Genomic DNA, 17,652 nt, shown 5'->3' with positions numbered 1-17,652 from the left:
CACAACAGTGGAAGCCGCGCGTTCTGGTCGAACGCAGATCCACTCCCCAGCAGACATAGAGGAATTCATGAACGTACGCCAGCTCTATGTCAGCGCCGCCGCCGCGGGGCTGACTCTTCTGGCCGCTCCCGCCGCGAGCGCCGCCGGCCCGATCGGACTCCCGCTGCCCTCGCTGGCAGGCACCGGTTCCTCCGCGGCCGACGCCGTGCTGGGCGCGACCGGGTCGGCCCAGCTGACGCAGACCGGGTCGGCCGGCGGTGCCTTCAAGAACTGTGACGAAGCACGCGCCGCGGGCCGGGCGCCGATCTTCCGCGGTGAGCCCGGTTTCGGTCCCCACCTGGATCCCGACGGCGACGGGTTCGCTTGCCCCACCGTCTGAACCACGGGTACTGCGCACGAACACCCGGTGACAGAAGCTTCTGTCACCGGGTGTTCTGCATTCCGGGCCGATACCCGGATCAGCGCAGGATCTTGAACAGCAGTGCCCCGGCCACCAGCGCGCCGACACCGATCAGGGTGTATTTCACCTTCGGCTCGTTCACCTTCGCCAGCGCCAGCTGCTTGGTCCCCTCCGCGATCCGCTGCGGATCGGCCCGCACGGCGATCTCGTCGAGAGTGCTGGCCAACCGCTCCCGCGCGGCCTCGATCTCCTGCTCGATCCGCTCGGTATCCTTTGCCACCTTCACGCCTCCTGTAACTGGTCTGCCGCGCTCGTAGGCGGCCGATGTTCCACCCCTGGGCCGCTGTCGTCCGCGGATCGGCCGGGGCCCGGGCTCGAGTGTATCCGCGCCCATCACACTCGCCGGTTGTTCATCCCGCCCGCGATCCGCCCGGTGCGCGGTCCTCCGGACACGGCCGGGCGGCGCGCCGCGTTTCGCCGGATCGCCGCGACGAGTACGCGGCCGGGAACCCCGCGGGTCGATTACGGTAGCGAGGGTGACCGACAACCAGCGACTCTCCCCCGGCGACCCGGCACCCGATTTCACCCTCCCCGATGCCGATGGCAACGAGGTATCGCTCGCCGACTACCGCGGCCGCAAGGTCGTGGTGTACTTCTACCCCGCCGCGAGCACCCCCGGCTGCACGAAACAGGCCTGCGACTTCCGGGACAGTCTCGGCGAACTGAACTCCGCCGGTCTCGAGGTGATCGGTATCTCCCCCGACAAACCGGCCAAGCTCGCCAAGTTCCGGGACGCCGAGAAGCTGAACTTTCCGCTGCTGTCCGACCCCGACCGCGCGGTGCTCACCGCATGGGGCGCCTTCGGCGAGAAAACCATGTACGGCAAGACGGTGACCGGCGTCATCCGCTCGACCTTCCTCGTCGATGCCGAGGGGAAGATCGAAGTGGCGCAGTACAACGTGCGCGCGACCGGGCACGTCGCCAAACTGCGTCGCGATCTCTCGGTCTGATCCGTGACCACCCGGGCCCGGCCCGGGTGGTCACTCGTAGGAGGCGATCAGCCGCTCGTAGCCGTCGAGCAGCAGCGCCAGACTGTTGTCGAAGAACAGCGTCGCCCACTGCTGATCGTCCTGTTGGAAGGCCTGCGCCCGCACGGCCGCGGTGAGGGCGGGGAATCGGCCGGGGTCCAGCCGGTCGATGATCCCCCAATCACCTTCGGACCCTTCTTCTTCCGCTTTGATCTCCTCGGCCAGCCGGGCCCGGCCGATGATGTACAGCGACAGGTTCATCACCAGCTGGAGCTTCAACGCCTCGGGTATCCGGGTCTGTCCCAGCGCGGCCAGGCCTGTCTCCAGCCAGGCCATGTTGTTCGGTCCCAGTGGCGGTGCGCTCACGCGCACTTGCAGCCAGCCGGTGTGCCGGCTGATGATCCGATACTCCTCCCGCGCCCACAGTTCCAGCGCCTCGCGCCACGGGGTATTCGGCGGGATCTCCGGCGGCGGGCCGATCACCCGGTCCAACGCGACCTCGAGCAGCGTCGCCTTGCTGTCCACATAGCGGTACAGCGACATCGCCGTGAAGCCGAGCCGCTCGGCCAGCTTGTTCATCGACAGGGCGTCGAATCCTTCTTCGTCGACGAGTTCGATGGCGGCGTCGACGATCTGCTCCAAACTCAGCCCCCGACGGGGGCCCCGCGTTCCGGCCGGCGCCAGCCCCCACATCAGTGCGACGGCCCTGGACAGCGGCGGGCTGTCGGGGCCCGCGGCCCACGGCCCGGTGTTCTTCTCGCGTGGTGTCTCCGACTCCGGGTGCCGCCCGTTCTCGCCTGCGCCGACTCTCGCCATCGACTTCCTTCCGTTGCGGTCCGCGGCAGCGGGCACCACCACCCGCGCACCGCCGCCGGCCGACCCGGCCGGTGGCGGCGTCCTCGAGCACCTACTACACCACCCGGAGCACGAGTCTTGCGCCCCGCCCTGAACTGTGTACTCTTTAAACAGAATTTATGCCATATACAGTTTAGCTGGCATACAGTTTTGGAACGGAGTCCGCCCATGACCGCCCCGCCCGCCATCTCCCTCGCCGGTCTCACCAAATCCTTCGGCGACCGACACGTCCTCGCCGGTATCGACCTCGATATCGCTCCCGGGTCGGTGTTCTCCCTGCTCGGCCCCAACGGTGCCGGGAAGACCACGATGGTGCGCATCCTCGCCACCCTGTCCGCCCCGGACACCGGAACGATCCGAGTGGCCGGCCACGATGTGATCCGCGAACCCGACCGCGTCCGCGCGGCCATCGGAGTCACCGGCCAGTACGCCGCGCTCGACAAGGTGCTCACCGGTGCCGAGAACCTGCACATGGTCGGGCACCTGCTGCACCTGGGCAGATCCACCACCCGGCAGCGCACCGCCGAACTACTCGAACGCTTCGACCTCACCGACGCCGCAAACCGTCCCGCGAACACCTACTCCGGCGGTATGGGCCGCCGCCTCGACCTGGCCATGAGCCTCATGGGACGCCCGGAGGTGGTCTTCCTGGACGAACCCACCACCGGCCTCGACCCCCGCAGCCGCCGCGAGCTGTGGACGGTGATCCGGGAACTGGTGGACGACGGCGTCACCGTTTTCCTCACCACCCAGTACCTCGAGGAGGCCGACCGGCTCGCCGACCGGATCGCGGTCCTGCACGACGGCCGCATCGTCGCGGACGGCACCGCGGCCGAACTCAAACGGCTCACCCCCGGCGGACATATCCTCTTCCGCTTCGCCGGCCTCGCGGACCTGACGGCCGCCGCCCGGGCCACCGGCCATCCCGAAATCGACCCCGCCGAACTCACCCTGCAGATCCCCTCGGACGGCTCGGTCGCCCACCTCAAACATCTGCTCGACCGGTTCACCGAACTCGACCTCACCGTCGATGAACTCGGCGTGCACACGCCCGACCTCGACGATGTGTTCTTCGCACTCACCAGCCGGCCCGCCGCACCGCTCCCGGCCGCCTCCTGACCTTCCCGTCACCGCACAGAAAGCCACGCTCGTGACCACTCTCGCCCACTCCGCGCAGGACGCGGCCACCATGACCGCCCGCAATATGCGCCATACGCTGCGCAGTCCGGACTCCCTGATCAGCACGCTGGCGCTGCCGATCATGATCCTGCTGATGTTCGTCTACGTATTCGGCGGCGCCATGAACGTCGGCGACAGCACCTTCGTCGACTACGTGGTTCCCGGAATCATCCTGCTGTGCGCCAGTTTCGGCGCGTCCACCACCGCGGTCAGCGTTTCGGTCGACATCACCGAAGGGATCGTGGACCGGTTCTCCACCATGGCCATCAGCCGCTCGGCGTTCCTCACCGGGCACATCACCGAGAGCCTGCTGCGCAATATGGCCGCCACCACGGTCGTGGTCGGTGTCGCACTGGCCATCGGTTTCCGGCCCACCGCCGACCCGCTGCGCTGGCTCGCCGCCGCCGGGGTACTCGCCCTCGTGGTACTGGCGCTGTCCTGGATATCGGCCTGCTTCGGGTTGATCGCCAGTAGCCCGGAGGCCGCCAACGGATTCACCATCTTCGCGATGTTCATCCCCTACATCAGCAGTGCGTTCGTGCCGCCGGAGACCATGCCGAGCTGGCTGCGCGGGTTCGCCGAACACCAGCCCGTCACACCGGTCATCGAAACCCTGCGCGGGCTCCTCGTCGGCACCCCGATCGGCAACAGCGCGGTACTCGCGCTCGCCTGGTGGGGCGCGATCGCGGCAGTGTCCTATGTCGCGGCCCTGGTGCTGTACCGCAAGCGCACCCGGAGCTGATCGTTCTTCCCGCCGATCCGGGCGGCCGCGGCAAGTGTTGCGCGGCCCGGATCGGCGGTGTGGCGAGTGTGAGACATGACAGACTCGCCGTCACAGTTCCATACTCTGCACCATGGTGTTCCCGCTACCGCTAGCCTGGGACAGGTGAACGTACGGACGGAGGCCAGGGCCAAACGGCGTCCGGACCCTGCGCTGGAGCTCCAGGACGACCCGCAAGAGCTGATGCCACGCCGGCGTCCGACCCAGGAACGCAGCAAGCGGAAATTCGACGCACTACTGCAGGCATCGCGCGAACTGCTGGTGGAAGTGGGTTTCGAATCGTTCACCTGCGAAGAAGTCGCGGCCCGGGCCGAAGTTCCCATCGGCACCCTCTACCAGTTCTTCGCCAACAAATATGTGATCGTCTGCGAGCTGAACCGGCAGGACCTGGTGGCGGTATCGCAGGAGCTGGCCGATTTCCACGGCGAGATCCCGTCCCTGGACTGGCTGCGGCATATGAACCAGTTCGTCGACCATCTCGCCAACCTGTGGATGACCGACCCGTCGCGGCGCGAAGTGTGGCTGGCCATGCAGTCCACGCCGTCCACCCGGGCCACCGGCGCCATCCACGAGAAGGAATTCGCCGAGGTCGTCTCGCAGATGCTGCGCCCGCTCACCCCGCGCACGCCGCGGGCCCGGCGGACCATGATGGCCGAGGTGCTGGTGCACGTGGTCTATTCGATGATGAACTTCTCGGTGCAGGACGAGCAGAGCCACGCCGACGCGGTCGCCGAGCTCAAACGGCTCATGGTCGCCTATCTCCTGGTCGCGGAGAAGGAATCCCGCACCGCCAGCCAGCGCTGACCCACCGCGGCGACTGCTTCACCGGAACACAGCGGCCGGCCCATTTCCCGTGGCAGAGTACGGCCCGGCCATAATCGCGGCAGCGACGGACGAAATACTATGTGCGCCCGCGCTTTTCGCCGCCGGAAGGTGCCCTGGCAACTTCTTCGGCCAGAACACCGGATCGGCACGAGGGGACCGACCCGGCGGTTTCGGTGCTCGTGCTCGTGCTCGTCGAGTAACTCCCCTGAGCGAGGTCAGGGCTCGAAGACGACTTCGGTGAGTCTTTCGCTGTCGGCCCACAGTCGCGCGCCCAGCCCGGTATCGTCCGCACCTTTCGGGAATTTCGCGAGTCCGGGGGTGCCGGAGGTCTGGTCGCGTCCGGCCGGACCGATGAACTCACCACTGGTCACGTCAGGGCTGGTGGCGGCGTAGAGCGAAGGCCAGGCGGCGCCGGTGGCGGAGCCCATGAACAAGCGCGCGGCGAGCGGGGTCAACAGGCGCGTCAGCGGGCCTGCGCCGTGTCGCTGGAGGCCGGTCATCGCCGAACCGGGGTGGATGACCAACGCCTCGACGGGAGTACCGGCGCTGCGACGGGCGAGTTCGAGGGTGTAGACGATGTTGGCGCGCTTGGACTTCGCGTACGCGGCCATGCCACGGTAGCTCTTCTCGCTCATCAGGTCATCGAGCTTGCCGATGGGCCAGCGCGCGGCGATCGCGCTGACGGTGACGACGCGAGCCGCGGCCGAACGGCGTACGGCGGGCCAGACCTGGGCGTCGAAAGCGAAGTGGCCGAGGTGGTTGGTACCCACGGTCATCTCGAACCCATCGCGGGTGGTCCGGCGGGTGGGCAGGTTCATCACACCGGCGTTGTTGAACAGCAGGTCGATGGTCTCGGTTTCCGCGATCCGCCGGGCCGCGCTGCGCACCGAGGCGAGTTCGGACAGATCCAGGACCAGGGTGTCCGTCTCGGCCTGCGGTGCTGCGGTGCGCACGGCGTCGACCGCCTCGTCGAGCCCGGCCTGGTTGCGACCGGCCAGGATGACCCTCGCACCGTGGGTGGCCAGGACACGGGCCGTCTCCAGGCCGATACCACCGCTACCGCCGGTGATCAGGGCGGTGCGGCCGGTCTGGTCGGGGATGTCGTCAGGGGTCCAATGCACCATGCAGATCCCACCTCTCTTGTTGAATGAATGTTCATTAACAGCCTGACGCCTTCCCGATCCCTTTGTCAAATGAACGTTCAATAACTACGGTGGAGGGATGCGGACCAGGAATCCCGAAGCGAAACGGCGGCTGCTGTTCGATGCCGCGCTGGCGGAGTTCGCCGAGTTCGGCCTGGCCGGGGCGCGCATCGATCGGCTGGCCAGGCGCGCGGGAATCAGTGCGGGGCTGGTGTATTCGTTCTACAAGGGCAAAGACGAACTGTTCGACGCCGTCTTCGACATGATCGTGGAGATGACGGTGGCGACCGTGCCGCTGGACGCGGACCGGTTGCCGGAGTATGCGGGGCAGCTGTACGACGCCGGACTGGCCCATCCCGAGATGATGCGGTTCCTGATGTGGTACCAGTTGCTGCGCGGCGAGTCCGCCCAGCGCGCGTCGGTCGCCGAGTCCATGCGCGCGAAGGTCGAGGCGATCGAACAGGCTCAGCAACGCGGGACAGTGACCACCGCGCACCCTGCCGCGCACCTGCTGGCCCTGGTGCTGACAATTGCGAACATGTGGAACCAACCTGCTGAAGACGTCGTGCGACTGGTACCAGAACCCCAACGCCGCAGCCTCGTCCTGGACGCGGTCCGCACCCTGATTTCACCCGCCCATGCCTGACCCGACCCGCGGCGCGGATCTCGCAGCAGTACGCGGGACAGATCCGATCGATCCCTTCGCCGGCGAAGCAGGATGTCCGATATGAAGGTGATCCTCTTCGGCGGTATCGGCATGATCGGGCAGGGCGTTCTCGATGAGTGTCTGCTGGACGAGCGGGTAACGCAGGTCCTCGCGGTGGGACGCAACCCGCTGGGTATCTCGAACCCCGAGCGGCGCGAACTGGTCCAGCCCGATCCGGCCGATCTCTCGGCGATCGGCGACGAACTGCCGGAGTTCGACGCCTGCTTCTTCTGCCTCGGCGTCTCGGCCGTCGGTATGAAAGAGACGACTACCGCCGGATCACCTACGACTTGACCTTGAAGGTCGCGCGCACGCTCGCGGCCGCGAATCCGAACCTGACGTTCATCTACGTCTGGGGGCAGGGCACCGACAGCACCGAGAAGGGCCGCTCCATGTGGGCGCGGGTGAAGGGCAAGACCGAAAACGATCTACTCGCGCTTCCCCTCCGGGCGTACATGTTCCGGCCCGGATTCGTCCAGCCGACCGACGGCGCGGTCTCGGGGACCCGGCTGTATCGCGCCGCGTACGCGATCACGAGGCCATTGACCCCGCTGCTCAGGCGGCGGCACCGAATGCGATCAACAACAACCGCGAAATCGGTCGCGCCATGATCGCCGTGGCCGCCGCCGGAGCGGACAGTCACGTCCTCAGGCCCGGCGAGATCACCGCACAAGCCACACCCTGATCCGAAAACCGTTGGAGTGGGCAGGCGAAGCCCCCGGCGGGGAGCGACCGTTGCCATCACCCACTCGGCGGCCCGATCGGCGGCGGGCGGTCGGGCCGCTTCCGGTCGGCTGGACCCCTCATGCCGGATCCGACGGACGTAATCCATCCGTCGACACAGCGAACGACCCGGAGTTGCGCACTCCGGGTCGTTGCGTATCCATATCAGTTCTCCGGCGACCGACCTTCGATCAGGTCGGCCAGTTCGCCCGGGTCCTCCAGCACCACCATCGCGGCCGCCGTGTCACCGTCGTGGGTGAGCGACAGGTGCACCCGCACCCGCGGCAGGAATTCCGCGGCCAGGCCGTGCAGTTTGATGCTCGGCCGGCCCCAGGCGTCATTGACGACCTCGATCAACGGGTACGGGTTGTCCCCGATCTGCGGCCGGCGGGCGAAGCGCGACGATGCCCAGGCCTTGAGCACCGCCTCCTTCGCCGCCCACCGCGCCGCGTAACTCCGGGCCGGATCGGTGGCCTTGCTCTGGCAGTAGCGCCGCTCACCGGCGGTGAAACTCTCTCTGAGCATGGTCGTTCCGGCACGGTCCAACTGTTCGGCGAACTCGGAGATGGTCACCAGGTCCAAGCCGATTCCGAGGATGGTCACAGTGGCGCAGCCTACGCAGTACCGGCGACGCCGGCATCGGAACCGCCACCGACGAACCGTCCGGTCTCGCAACCGGCTCCATCGACCTGGTAGACCCCGCCGGTACCGAGCCGCGCGTCCTCGGACAGCAGTACCTCGGCCTCGAGACCGCGGATCTTCGCCGCCGGGGTGCCGTCGCCACCGAGACGCCGGTCGGCCGGACGCTCGTAGAGCGCCGCCCCACCGCACATCGCCTCGACGATCCGCTGCCGGCCCGCCAGCAGGCGTTCTTGCGCCCGCCGCTGGTACTCCGCCCGCCGGGCCGGTTCGATCGCCTGGATGAACGCCTCCGGGTGGACGACCGCCAGCAGACCGGACACATGCCCGAAGCCGAGCGAGGTCACCAGACCCGCCTTGAGCGGGAACCGGTCACCGAAGCGCAGCGCCTCGCGCACCCAGACCAGATGCGGGTATTCCGACATCTTGTCGTCGACGCAGTCCAGGCTCCGGTTCGGCGGCACCACACCGTTTTCCAGCACCTGGCACAGGCCGATCAGCTGGAACGCGGCCGCGCCACCCTTGGCGTGCCCGGTGAGGCTCTTCTGCGAGACCACGAACAACGGCGCTCCGTCGGACCGGCCGATGGCCGCCGCCAGCCGCTCGTGCAGTTCGGACTCGTTCGGATCGTTGGCCGCGGTGGAGGTGTCGTGCTTGGACACGACCGCGATATCGTCCGGGCCCACACCGAGTTTGCGCAGTTCGGCGGCGAACCGGGATTCCCGGCCGCCCCGGCCCGCACCGAGGGCGCCCAGGCCGGGCGCCGGGATCGAGGTGTGCACGCCGTCGGCGTAGGACTGGGCATAGGCGACCACACCGAGGACCGGCAGGCCCAGTTCCAGCGCCACGTCACCGCGGGCCAGCAGCACGGTGCCGCCACCCTGCGATTCCACGAACCCACCGCGACGGCGGTCGTTGGCCCGGGAGAAGTAGCGGTCGCTGATGCCCTTCGCGCTCATGGCCGCCGAATCCGCGGTGGCCGACATATCGCCGAAGCCGACGATGCCCTCGATACCCAGATCGTCGAAGCCACCGGCCACGACCACCTCGGCCTTACCGAGCTTGATCTTGTCGACACCTTCCTCCACCGACACCGCGGCGGTGGCGCAGGCCGCGACCGGATGCACCATGGCGCCGTAGCTGCCGACGTAGGACTGCACGACATGCGCCAGGGCCACATTGGGCAGCGCCTCCTGCAGGATGTCGTTGGGCCGCGGCTCGCCGAGCAGGTTGTCGACGTAGAGCGACCGCATCGACGACATACCGCCCATACCGGTGCCCTGGGTGTTGGCCACCAGGCTCGGGTGGACCCAGCTCATCAGCTCCGACGGGCTGAACCCGGAACCGACGAACGCGTCGACGGTGCAGGCGATGTTCCACAGCGCCACCCGGTCGATCGAGGACGCCATATCCGCGGAGATACCCCAGACGGTGGGATCCCAGCCGGTCGGAATCTGGCCGCCCACCGTCCGCGACAGGTTCGCCCGGCGCGGCACCCGGATCTCGGTGCCGGCCTTGCGGGTCACGGTCCAGTCGCCGGAGTCGGCGACCGGGGTGATGACCGTGTGCTCCGGGTCGGCCGCGTAGAAGGCACGCGCCTCGGCTTCGCCGCCGACCGTGAACGACAGGTCCTGATCCAGGAACACCGAGGTCATCAGCGGGCTGCTGTTGTCGACCATGGCACCGTCGTCGGCGTAGCGGCGGATACCGCACCGCTCGACCACGGCGTCGTGATACCGCTCGGCCAGTTCGTGTTCCGGCACGTAGTCACCGGATTCGGTGTCGTACCAGCCCGGCTTCGGGTCGTTCTCCCAGGCCACCATGCCGGTGGTCCAGGCCAGTTCCAGTACACCGCCGGCCGACAGCTCGTCGGAGACCTCCATCTCGAACCGGGTCCGCGCCGAACCGTACGGTCCGAGTTCACCGGCGCCGACGATAACGACCATATCGGCGAGATCGGCAGTCACCGCGCCCCATTCGGGGACGGGCAGTGCGGAGGTCAGCGCCGGGGGCGCGGGCAGCGCGGAGATCCGCGGCGCGTCCGAGGCCGGCACTTCGTCGGCCTCCTCGGCGTCCGCGGCTTCCTGCGCCTGCTTGGCCAGCGCCGCCAGGTCCAGATCGGCACCGGCCAGCCCGCCGGTCAGGTCGATCTGCTGCGGATCGGCCGCGGCGGCCGCACGGGCCTGCTCGGTCGCCCACTTCAGCAGTTCGTCGGCGATCTCGTCGGTCGACCAGGTCTGCACCCCGGCCTGCTCGACGGCGTCCACCATCGGATCGTTGTGGCCCATGAGCCCGGTGCCCCGGACCCAGCCGATCAGCGCGTGCACCAGGGTGACCCGGGCCGCCCACGTCTTCTCGGCCCGCCACCGGGCGACCACGGCGTCGAGCGCGGCCTTGGCCTCGCCGTAGGCGCCGTCACCGCCGAAGAGGCCGCGGTTGGGCGAACCCGGCAGCACCACATGCAGTTTCGCGTCGACATCGTGGTCGGCGCCGAGCGTGGACAGACCGCCGATGAGCCGCTCCACCGACCACAGCAGCACCCGCATCTCCATTTCGGCGCGGGCACCCGCGTCGGAGAGGTATCCGGAGACCCGCGGCGCCGCGAACGGCAGCAGCAGGGTGGGGGTGAGCGCGTCCTTGGTCTTGATCTTGGCGCCGCCGGCATTGTCGACCTGCTCGGTACCGACCCAGTCGATGAGGGCGTCGATATCGGTGTAGGAGGCCATATTCGCCGGAACCACCCACAGCGCCGCACCGTGCCGGGCATTGGCGCGGTACAGGTCACGGTAGAAGCCGAGCCGGGTGTCGTCCAGACGCGAGGTGGTGACCACCACGGTCGCCCCGCCACCGAGCAGGCGCCCGGCGAGCGCGGCGGCGATGGAGCCCTTGCTCGCCCCCGTGACCACCGCGACCTCGTCGGACCACACGCCGGCTTCGGTGGTGTTCCGCGCCGCCTCGGCAATCCGCTCGTAGTGACCGGCCAGCACGGAACGCGCTTCGCCTACGGCCCGCTGCCGCCACCAGTCGGCCTGCGCGGCAACCGCTTCACCGGCGCCGGTGAACCCGGCGACCGGCAGCTCCGCGGTCACGGCGTCCGCACCCAGCCACAGCCGGGCCAGATCCTCACGCGCGGTGGCCCACCGGTCGTCGATGAGCACCGCCTTGCGGGCGTCGAACGCCGGGGCGACCAGCCGCGGCCAGTCCGAACCCAGTTCCGCCGACACCAGGTCGACGAGTCCGTCGTCGGTGGCTTCCGCCGCGGAGGTCTGCTCACTCAATCCGAGCTGCTCGAGCACCAGACGGGCCGCCGAGGCCAGCACACCGTCCTTGCCGGTGATCTGCTCGGTGAACTCACCCAGAGCCGCCGCATCCACGGTGCCGCCGCCGGCGCCGCCGGCCGCGGGCAGCGAGACGGCCACACCGCGCCGCGCCGCCACCGCCTGGACGGCGGCGTCGATCGCGGCGTCCACGGACGCGCCGTCGGAGAGCGCCCCGGGAACCAGGCCGCCCAGGTCGCCGCCGCGCACACTGGTGCCCTCGCGGGTACCGAGCGAGACCTCGGCGGTGATGTGGCTGGCCCAGCCCTCCCCCAGTTCCCAGACCTTCTTCACCCGTTCGGCGATCGCGGCCGGCCGCTTACCGGACGGCCCGAACACCTTGCGCAGATGATCGTTGATCGCGTCGCCGAGCACCGAGCCGAACGGCTTGTAGGTGCGGGCGAGGCGTTCCACGGTCGCGGACAGCGCGCCCATATCGGCGTCGGCGGCACCGTCGATCGCGCCCAGCGACAGTTCCGACCCGAGGTCGACCAGCAACTGGTTACGGCGCGAGGACACCCCGTCGCAGAGGCCCTCGATCGTATCGACCGGGCCGATCTGGTCGATCCGGAGCTTGGTCCACAGCGCGATCAGCACGCGGGTGGCGTCGGCGGCGGTGAAGGCGATGTCGTCGGGCCGCGGACCGCCGGTCGCGGCCGGAGCCGCGGGGGCGGGCGCGGCGGCCGGAGCGGCCGCGGCGACGGGCGCCTCGGTGGCCTCCTCCACGGGCTCGTCCACCGGAGCCGGGTCGGTATCGGTGGAGTACACCACCGCCGCCTCGCGCTCGATATTGAGCACCTCCACCGTGCTGGTGGCGAAATCGGGCAGTTTCAGGGTCTGGCTCGCCAGGTTCGCCACGGTCGGGGTGGCGCCCAGGCCGACCTCCACGAAGCGCTCCACACCCAGCTCACCGAACAGCAGGTCCTGGGTCTCGATCCAGCGCACCGGGCTGGCGAACTGCCAGGCCAGCAGTTCGATCAGCACCACGCGGCACAGTTCGCTCGGGCGCTGCGACCAGGAGTCGAAATCGGCGAGGACGGCGGCGAGCGGCTCCGAGGGCACCAGGTCGGCGATCTCGGCGACGAACTCCCGCTCCAGCGAGAACGGCTTCGGCACGAGGTTCGGGATATAGCGCCCGACCAGCACCTCCGGCTGCAGTTCCTCGGGCAGCAACTGCTCGAGCTTGCCCCGGAACTCCGGCACACCCTTGCGCAGCACCGTGGAATGGAACGGCACATCGATACCGGGGACCAGGATGAAGGCGCGCTTACCGCCGAATTCCGCGCGGCGGCGTTCGATCTCGGCTTCCAGGGCGTCGAGACCGGCGACGGTACCCGCGATGGCGTACTGCGAGCCCCGCAGGTTCAGGTTCACCACTTCCAGGAATTCCCCGACCTGCTCGCCGACACCGGCGACGAAGCCGATGACATCGTCGTCGGGCAGTCCGATCTGCGAGGGCCGGATAGCGGCCATCCGGTAGTCGCTGCGCCCCTGCGCATCCCGCGGCACCAGCTCGTGCATGGCCGAACCACGCTGGAACACCACCTCGAGGACGGCCTCGAGCGGCAGCACACCGGCCACGGCGGCCAGCGCGTTGTACTCACCGACCGAATGCCCGGCCAGCAGCGCGCCCTCCACGAACGCACCGGCCTCGCGGAGTTCCGCGACCTGGGCGACACCGAGGGTGGCCATGGCGACCTGGGTGAACTGGGTCAGGTGCAGGACACCGTCCGGGTGCCGGTGCTCGACCCCGCGCGCCTTCAGATAGGTCGGGTTGTCCCGCACCACGGCCAGGATCGAGAAGCCCAATGCCTCCCGGGTGTGCTTGTCGGCCCGGTCCCAGATGGCCTTGGCGGCCTTGGAGCGCGACCGCGCGTCCAGGCCCATCCCCTTGCGCTGGATGCCCTGGCCCGGGAACGCGTAGACGGTCTTCGGCGCGACGGTGCGACCGGTCGCGGTCATCACCAGATCGCCGGCGGCGCGGCAGGAGACCTCGATGATCTCGTCGCCCCTGTCGACCGCGATCCGCTCCACCCGCACATCGATATCGGCGCCCGGCCGGACCATGCCCAGGAACCGGGTGGTCCACGCGGTCAGCGTGCGAGCCGGCACCGAGGCCTGCGGGTCCACCGCCGACACCGCGTGCTGCGCCGCGGCCGACAGCCACATGCCGTGCACGATCGGGCTGCCCAGGCCGGCGAGTTTCGCGGCGGCATCGCTGGTGTGGATGGGGTTGTGGTCACCGGAGACCGAGGCGAACGCGGCCATGCTCCGGGGCGCCACCATGGTGACGTCCCGGCGCCGGCGGCGCGGGGTCTCGGTGGCGTCGGCGCTCACGGTGCCCGCGGCCCGCGGCGGATCGGTCAGTTCGCCCGCGCCGGTGCGGCCGCGGATGGCGAAACGTTCGGTCAGGCGGGCCAGCGGCACCACGTCCAGGCCCTGATCGCGCATTTCACCGACGGTGACATCCACCTCGACGACCCGGCCGAGGTCGGTGTCGACGACCGTCCCGGATTCGGCCCGCACCACGAGGATGCTGGTCTCGCCGGGAAGTTCGCGCAGCAGCTCGATCCGGTGGTCCAGATGGACCAGATCCAGCATGCCCTCGATCACGCTGGTATCGGCCGCGGTCCGCGCTGCGCCCAGCACCCCGAACACCGCCGGCCAGCAGGCACCCACCAGCACATCGGGCACCGTGCGGCCCAGCGTGCTCAGCTCCGCCGGCAGCCCGGCGCCGGTGACGCCGGCGTGATCGGCGACCAGATCCGGCGACCAGGCCAGATTCAGGTGCGCGACATTGCCCTTGACCTCGGGCAGCGCCTGTCCGGCGGCCACCCCGAGCAGCGCGGACATGGCCGCGTCGGCATCGGCTTCGGTCACCACCGGCGCGCCGCCGTTGTACACGGTCACCGGCACCGTGATGCGGATGCGCACCACATGTCCGGCGTACAGCGGGACGGTCAGTTCCAGGTAGTTGTGCTCGGCCTCGGGACCCTCGGCCTCGACCAGGGTGGCTCCGGTCGGCGGGTGCACCGCGCCCTTCTCGTCCACGGTCCACTCGTGCAGGTCGCCGAGCCGGTGCACCGGGTTCACGGTGGCCCGGCCCGACCAGTTCACGTCCGGCGCGGCCAGCACCACATCGATCGGTCCGCTGGTCACCGCGGCGACCCGGCGGGCGTCGACCGCGGTCGGCGCCAGGCCGTCGCGGACCAGCTTGTAGGCGGTGTCCTGCTCGAACCGGTCCAGCAGTTCGCCCACGGGCTCATCCACCCGGGTGATCCCGGCGACGGCGACGGTGCCCGGGATGACGCAGACCTGATCGGCGGAGTAGCGCGGATCGTGGGCCTGCCACAGCGAGTCCGAGCGCCACCAGCGCCGCACGTCCTGATCGACCACCGGAACGAAGTTGACCGGTTTACCCGGCGTCTTGCACAGGGTGACGAAGAACGGCACATCCGCCGGATGCAGCAGGCTCTGCGCCGCCGCCGGATAGTGCTCGCGCAGCGTGGCGAGCGCGGTGGCGGGGTCTTCCAGATCCTCGTCGCGGAACAGCGAGTCGATCTCGCCGCGGTCGGCCGGGGCGAGCCGGGCCTCGGCGCGGCGCAGCATTTCGGCGAATCGGTCGCGCCAGCTGATGTCCAGCCACACCGACCGGGTCGCCGCGGTGATCGCGTCACCGAGGTCGGTGCCGCAGTCGAAGTCCTGCCGGCGCTCCTGTCCGATCGCCAGGTCCACGTAGCGTTCGAGCCAGGCGAGGTAGGTCATGGCCGCGATATCGCCGAAGTAGGGCTTGGCGGTCGCGTTCAGCGCCTCGATGATCTCGGCGCGGCGCTGCGCCACCGCCTCGGCGTCCCCGGCCACCTCGTCGAGCAGACGACCGGTGCGCGAAGCGGCATTGTCGATCTCGTGGATATCGGCACCCAGCTGGCTGCGGCCCGAGGCCATCCCGCCGCTCGCGGTGCCCGCGCCCACCCAGTCCGGGGTGCCGGGGGTATCGACCAGCAGCTGTTTCACCTCGGGCGCGGTGGTGGCCTCCAGCGTCGCCATCGCCGCGGTGCCCACCAGCACACCGTCCAGCGGCATGGCCGGGTAGCCGTGCGGCGCCGACCAGGCGCCGGTCAGGTATTCGGTGGCCCGCTCCGGCGTCCCGATGCCGCCGCCGACGCAGACCACGACGTTTCCGTGGCCACGCAGTTCGGCATAGGTTTCGAGGAGGAGATCGTCCAGGTCCTCCCAGGAGTGGTGCCCACCGGCCTTACCGCCCTCGATGTGCATGATCACCGGGTAGTCCGGCACGGCGTCGGCGATCCGGAGCACGGCGCGGATCTGCGCGACCGTGCCCGGTTTGAAGGCGACGTGGCTGATTCCCGCCTCGGTCAGTTCCTCGATCAGCGCGACGGCTTCCTCGAGCTCCGGGATACCGGCGGTCACGATCACACCGTCGAACGGAGCGCCCGCCGCGCGGGACCGCTGAACCAGCCGTTTTCCGCCCAGCTGCAACTTCCACAGGTACGGATCCAGGAACAGCGAGTTGAACTGCACCTGCCGGCCCGGGTGCAGCAGTTCCTGCAGTTCCGTCACCCGGTCGGCGAAGATCTGCTCGGTCACCTGGCCGCCGCCGGCCAGTTCCGCCCAGTGGCCGGCGTTGGCCGCGGCCGCGACGATCTTCGCGTCCACCGTGGTCGGGGTCATACCCGCCAGCAGGATGGGCGAACGCCCGGTGAGCTTGGTGAACGCGGTCTCCACCACGATGCGCCCGTTCGGCAGTCGCACCGGGCGCGGCGCGAACGCGGTCCACGGCTGCGCGACCTCCGGCGTGGCGCCCGGGGTCAGCAGGTTCCGCTGTCCGGCCCGGGTGGCCGCGGCGATCATGCCGACACCGGTGCCCTTGAGCGAACCACCGCTGACACGGGAGAGCAGGTCGCCGGGGCCGAGGTCCAGGATCCATTCGGCGCCGGTGCCGACCACTTCGTCCACGGTCCCGACCCAGTCGACCGGTTCGACCAGGATGTCGCGGGCCAGCTCGCCGGCGAGTTCGGTATCGAGCCCGCACTGCCCGGCCCACCCGGCGACCAGTTCGACGGTGTCGGCGAGGGCCGGATGGTGGAACGCGACATCGACGTCGAGGTCCTCGAAGACCGGTGCGAAGACCGCACCGCCGCGCTGTTTGGCCGACCGCTCACGGTCCTGTTCGGCGTGCAGCTGCGCGCAGTGCTGCTGCACCCGGCGCAGCTGATCGGGGGTCCCGGACAGCACCACGCGGCGCCGGCCGTTGCGGATCGACAGCACCGCGGCCACCATCGGGTCCACACCCGCGGAGACCTCGGCGAGTACTGCCCGCAGTTCGTCGGGGTCGACATTGGAGACCGCGACCATCGAGGACCGCTCACCCACCGGCATCAGGCCGCGCCGTCGCGCGACCAGTCCGGCTGCCGCGCCGACCAGCTGGGCGATGGCGAGGATCTCCGCGTCCCGCTCCCCGGCGGCGCGCACCGCGGCGGCCGCCAGCAGCCCCTGCGAGTGGCCGACCACGGCGACGGGCGCGATCTCGGCCGGGTCCAGTCCCTGCAGCCGCAGGGCCCGCAGCGCGGCGAGCTGGGTCAGCAGTACACCCGGCATCGATACCGCGGCCGAACGCAGCACCCGCTCCGGCGGCGCGTCCGAGGTGTCGGTCTCCTCGTCGGCGAGGTCGTCCTCCAGCATCCAGGCGACGGGGTCGAATCCCACCGGGCGCACCACCAGCAACTGGTCCGCGACGGGGCCCAGCAGCGCGGCCGCCTCGTTGACCAGTGCGGTGAGTTCGGGTTCCAGGGCGGCGTCGCGGCCGATCTCGGCCAGTTCGCCCAGCCAGCTGGCGCCCTGCCCACCGAAGGCGAGCGCGTACGGGGTTCCTTCACGCAACCGGTCCAGCAACGGCGTGCGATTCGTCTCGGTCACGGTCCTGCCTGCGGCGGCGTCCACCCGGTGTCCGGCCCCGGACGCAGTGCTCTCGTTGATCGTCAAGACGCTTCGACTTTCTCTCGTGGCGACATGTCTTCGGAGACTTCCCCGGCTCCC

13 protein-coding genes are annotated in these 17,652 nt (G+C 69.6%); 8 read left to right on the top strand and 5 right to left on the bottom strand.

Going from position 1 to position 17,652, the window contains the following annotated elements; all coding sequences use genetic code 11:
* Positions 1 to 67 precede the first annotated feature (67 nt).
* On the top strand, positions 68 to 379 hold the full coding sequence (locus IG75_RS0134380) for an excalibur calcium-binding domain-containing protein (protein ID WP_030525532.1): 312 nt from the start codon (positions 68 to 70) through the stop codon (positions 377 to 379).
* Between the two features lie 79 nt (positions 380 to 458).
* Here the strand turns inward: IG75_RS0134380 and IG75_RS0134375 are convergent, their stop codons facing one another.
* Positions 459 to 680, bottom strand: a complete 222-nt coding sequence (locus IG75_RS0134375; protein ID WP_030525531.1) for a DUF3618 domain-containing protein — start codon at positions 678 to 680, stop codon at positions 459 to 461.
* Between the two features lie 256 nt (positions 681 to 936).
* Between IG75_RS0134375 and bcp the strand changes: the two genes are divergently transcribed.
* Entirely contained in the window at positions 937 to 1,410 is a 474-nt protein-coding gene (gene bcp / locus IG75_RS0134370; RefSeq protein ID WP_030525530.1) for a thioredoxin-dependent thiol peroxidase, read from the top strand.
* Positions 1,411 to 1,440: 30 nt separating this feature from the next.
* On the opposite strand, the gene IG75_RS0134365 is transcribed toward bcp, so the two are convergent.
* The gene (locus IG75_RS0134365; protein WP_245713456.1) at positions 1,441 to 2,244 is read right to left on the bottom strand and encodes a TetR/AcrR family transcriptional regulator; all 804 of its coding nucleotides are present in this window, start codon (positions 2,242 to 2,244) and stop codon (positions 1,441 to 1,443) included.
* Between the two features lie 207 nt (positions 2,245 to 2,451).
* Between IG75_RS0134365 and IG75_RS0134360 the strand changes: the two genes are divergently transcribed.
* The 3 genes from IG75_RS0134360 (at position 2,452) to IG75_RS0134350 (ending at position 5,047) form a co-directional block, all read left to right on the top strand.
* Entirely contained in the window at positions 2,452 to 3,402 is a 951-nt protein-coding gene (locus IG75_RS0134360; protein WP_030525528.1) for a daunorubicin resistance protein DrrA family ABC transporter ATP-binding protein, read from the top strand.
* A gap of 70 nt (positions 3,403 to 3,472) precedes the next feature.
* The gene (locus tag IG75_RS0134355; RefSeq protein ID WP_051715529.1) at positions 3,473 to 4,204 is read left to right on the top strand and encodes an ABC transporter permease; all 732 of its coding nucleotides are present in this window, start codon (positions 3,473 to 3,475) and stop codon (positions 4,202 to 4,204) included.
* 222 nt (positions 4,205 to 4,426) lie between these two features.
* Complete coding sequence (locus IG75_RS0134350) at positions 4,427 to 5,047, top strand: TetR/AcrR family transcriptional regulator (protein ID WP_051715520.1); 621 nt, start codon at positions 4,427 to 4,429, stop codon at positions 5,045 to 5,047.
* 236 nt (positions 5,048 to 5,283) lie between these two features.
* Here IG75_RS0134350 and IG75_RS0134345 read toward each other — a convergent pair whose 3' ends face one another.
* Positions 5,284 to 6,192 carry an oxidoreductase gene (locus tag IG75_RS0134345; protein ID WP_030525525.1) on the bottom strand — a complete coding sequence of 303 codons (909 nt, stop codon included), beginning with the start codon at positions 6,190 to 6,192 and terminating at the stop codon, positions 5,284 to 5,286.
* A 97-nt stretch (positions 6,193 to 6,289) separates the two neighbouring features.
* Between IG75_RS0134345 and IG75_RS0134340 the strand changes: the two genes are divergently transcribed.
* The 3 genes from IG75_RS0134340 to IG75_RS39980 all read left to right on the top strand — a co-directional run bounded on the left by IG75_RS0134340 (position 6,290) and on the right by IG75_RS39980 (position 7,527).
* The gene (locus tag IG75_RS0134340; protein WP_030525524.1) at positions 6,290 to 6,856 is read left to right on the top strand and encodes a TetR/AcrR family transcriptional regulator; all 567 of its coding nucleotides are present in this window, start codon (positions 6,290 to 6,292) and stop codon (positions 6,854 to 6,856) included.
* A gap of 81 nt (positions 6,857 to 6,937) precedes the next feature.
* A complete protein-coding gene (locus IG75_RS39985; RefSeq protein WP_210436877.1) occupies positions 6,938 to 7,210 on the top strand; it encodes a Rossmann-fold NAD(P)-binding domain-containing protein in 273 nt (90 codons plus the stop codon).
* On the top strand, positions 7,207 to 7,527 hold the full coding sequence (locus IG75_RS39980; RefSeq protein WP_210436876.1) for a hypothetical protein: 321 nt from the start codon (positions 7,207 to 7,209) through the stop codon (positions 7,525 to 7,527). The genes IG75_RS39985 and IG75_RS39980 overlap by 4 nt, the downstream gene beginning before the upstream one ends.
* Before the next feature lie 277 nt (positions 7,528 to 7,804).
* Here the strand turns inward: IG75_RS39980 and acpS are convergent, their stop codons facing one another.
* Together acpS and IG75_RS0134325 are read right to left on the bottom strand one after the other, a co-directional pair.
* Positions 7,805 to 8,242, bottom strand: coding sequence for a holo-ACP synthase AcpS (gene acpS / locus IG75_RS0134330; protein ID WP_030525523.1), 438 nt, complete (start codon positions 8,240 to 8,242; stop codon positions 7,805 to 7,807).
* 11 nt (positions 8,243 to 8,253) lie between these two features.
* Positions 8,254 to 17,598: a type I polyketide synthase gene (locus IG75_RS0134325; RefSeq protein WP_030525522.1), complete on the bottom strand. Its 9,345-nt coding sequence runs from the start codon at positions 17,596 to 17,598 to the stop codon at positions 8,254 to 8,256.
* Positions 17,599 to 17,652: the final 54 nt, after the last annotated feature.

The organism is Nocardia rhamnosiphila NBRC 108938, assembly GCF_000720425.1.
Taxonomy (GTDB): Bacteria; Actinomycetota; Actinomycetes; order Mycobacteriales; family Mycobacteriaceae; genus Nocardia; species Nocardia rhamnosiphila.
This window is presented reverse-complemented; position numbering and strand designations above follow the sequence as displayed.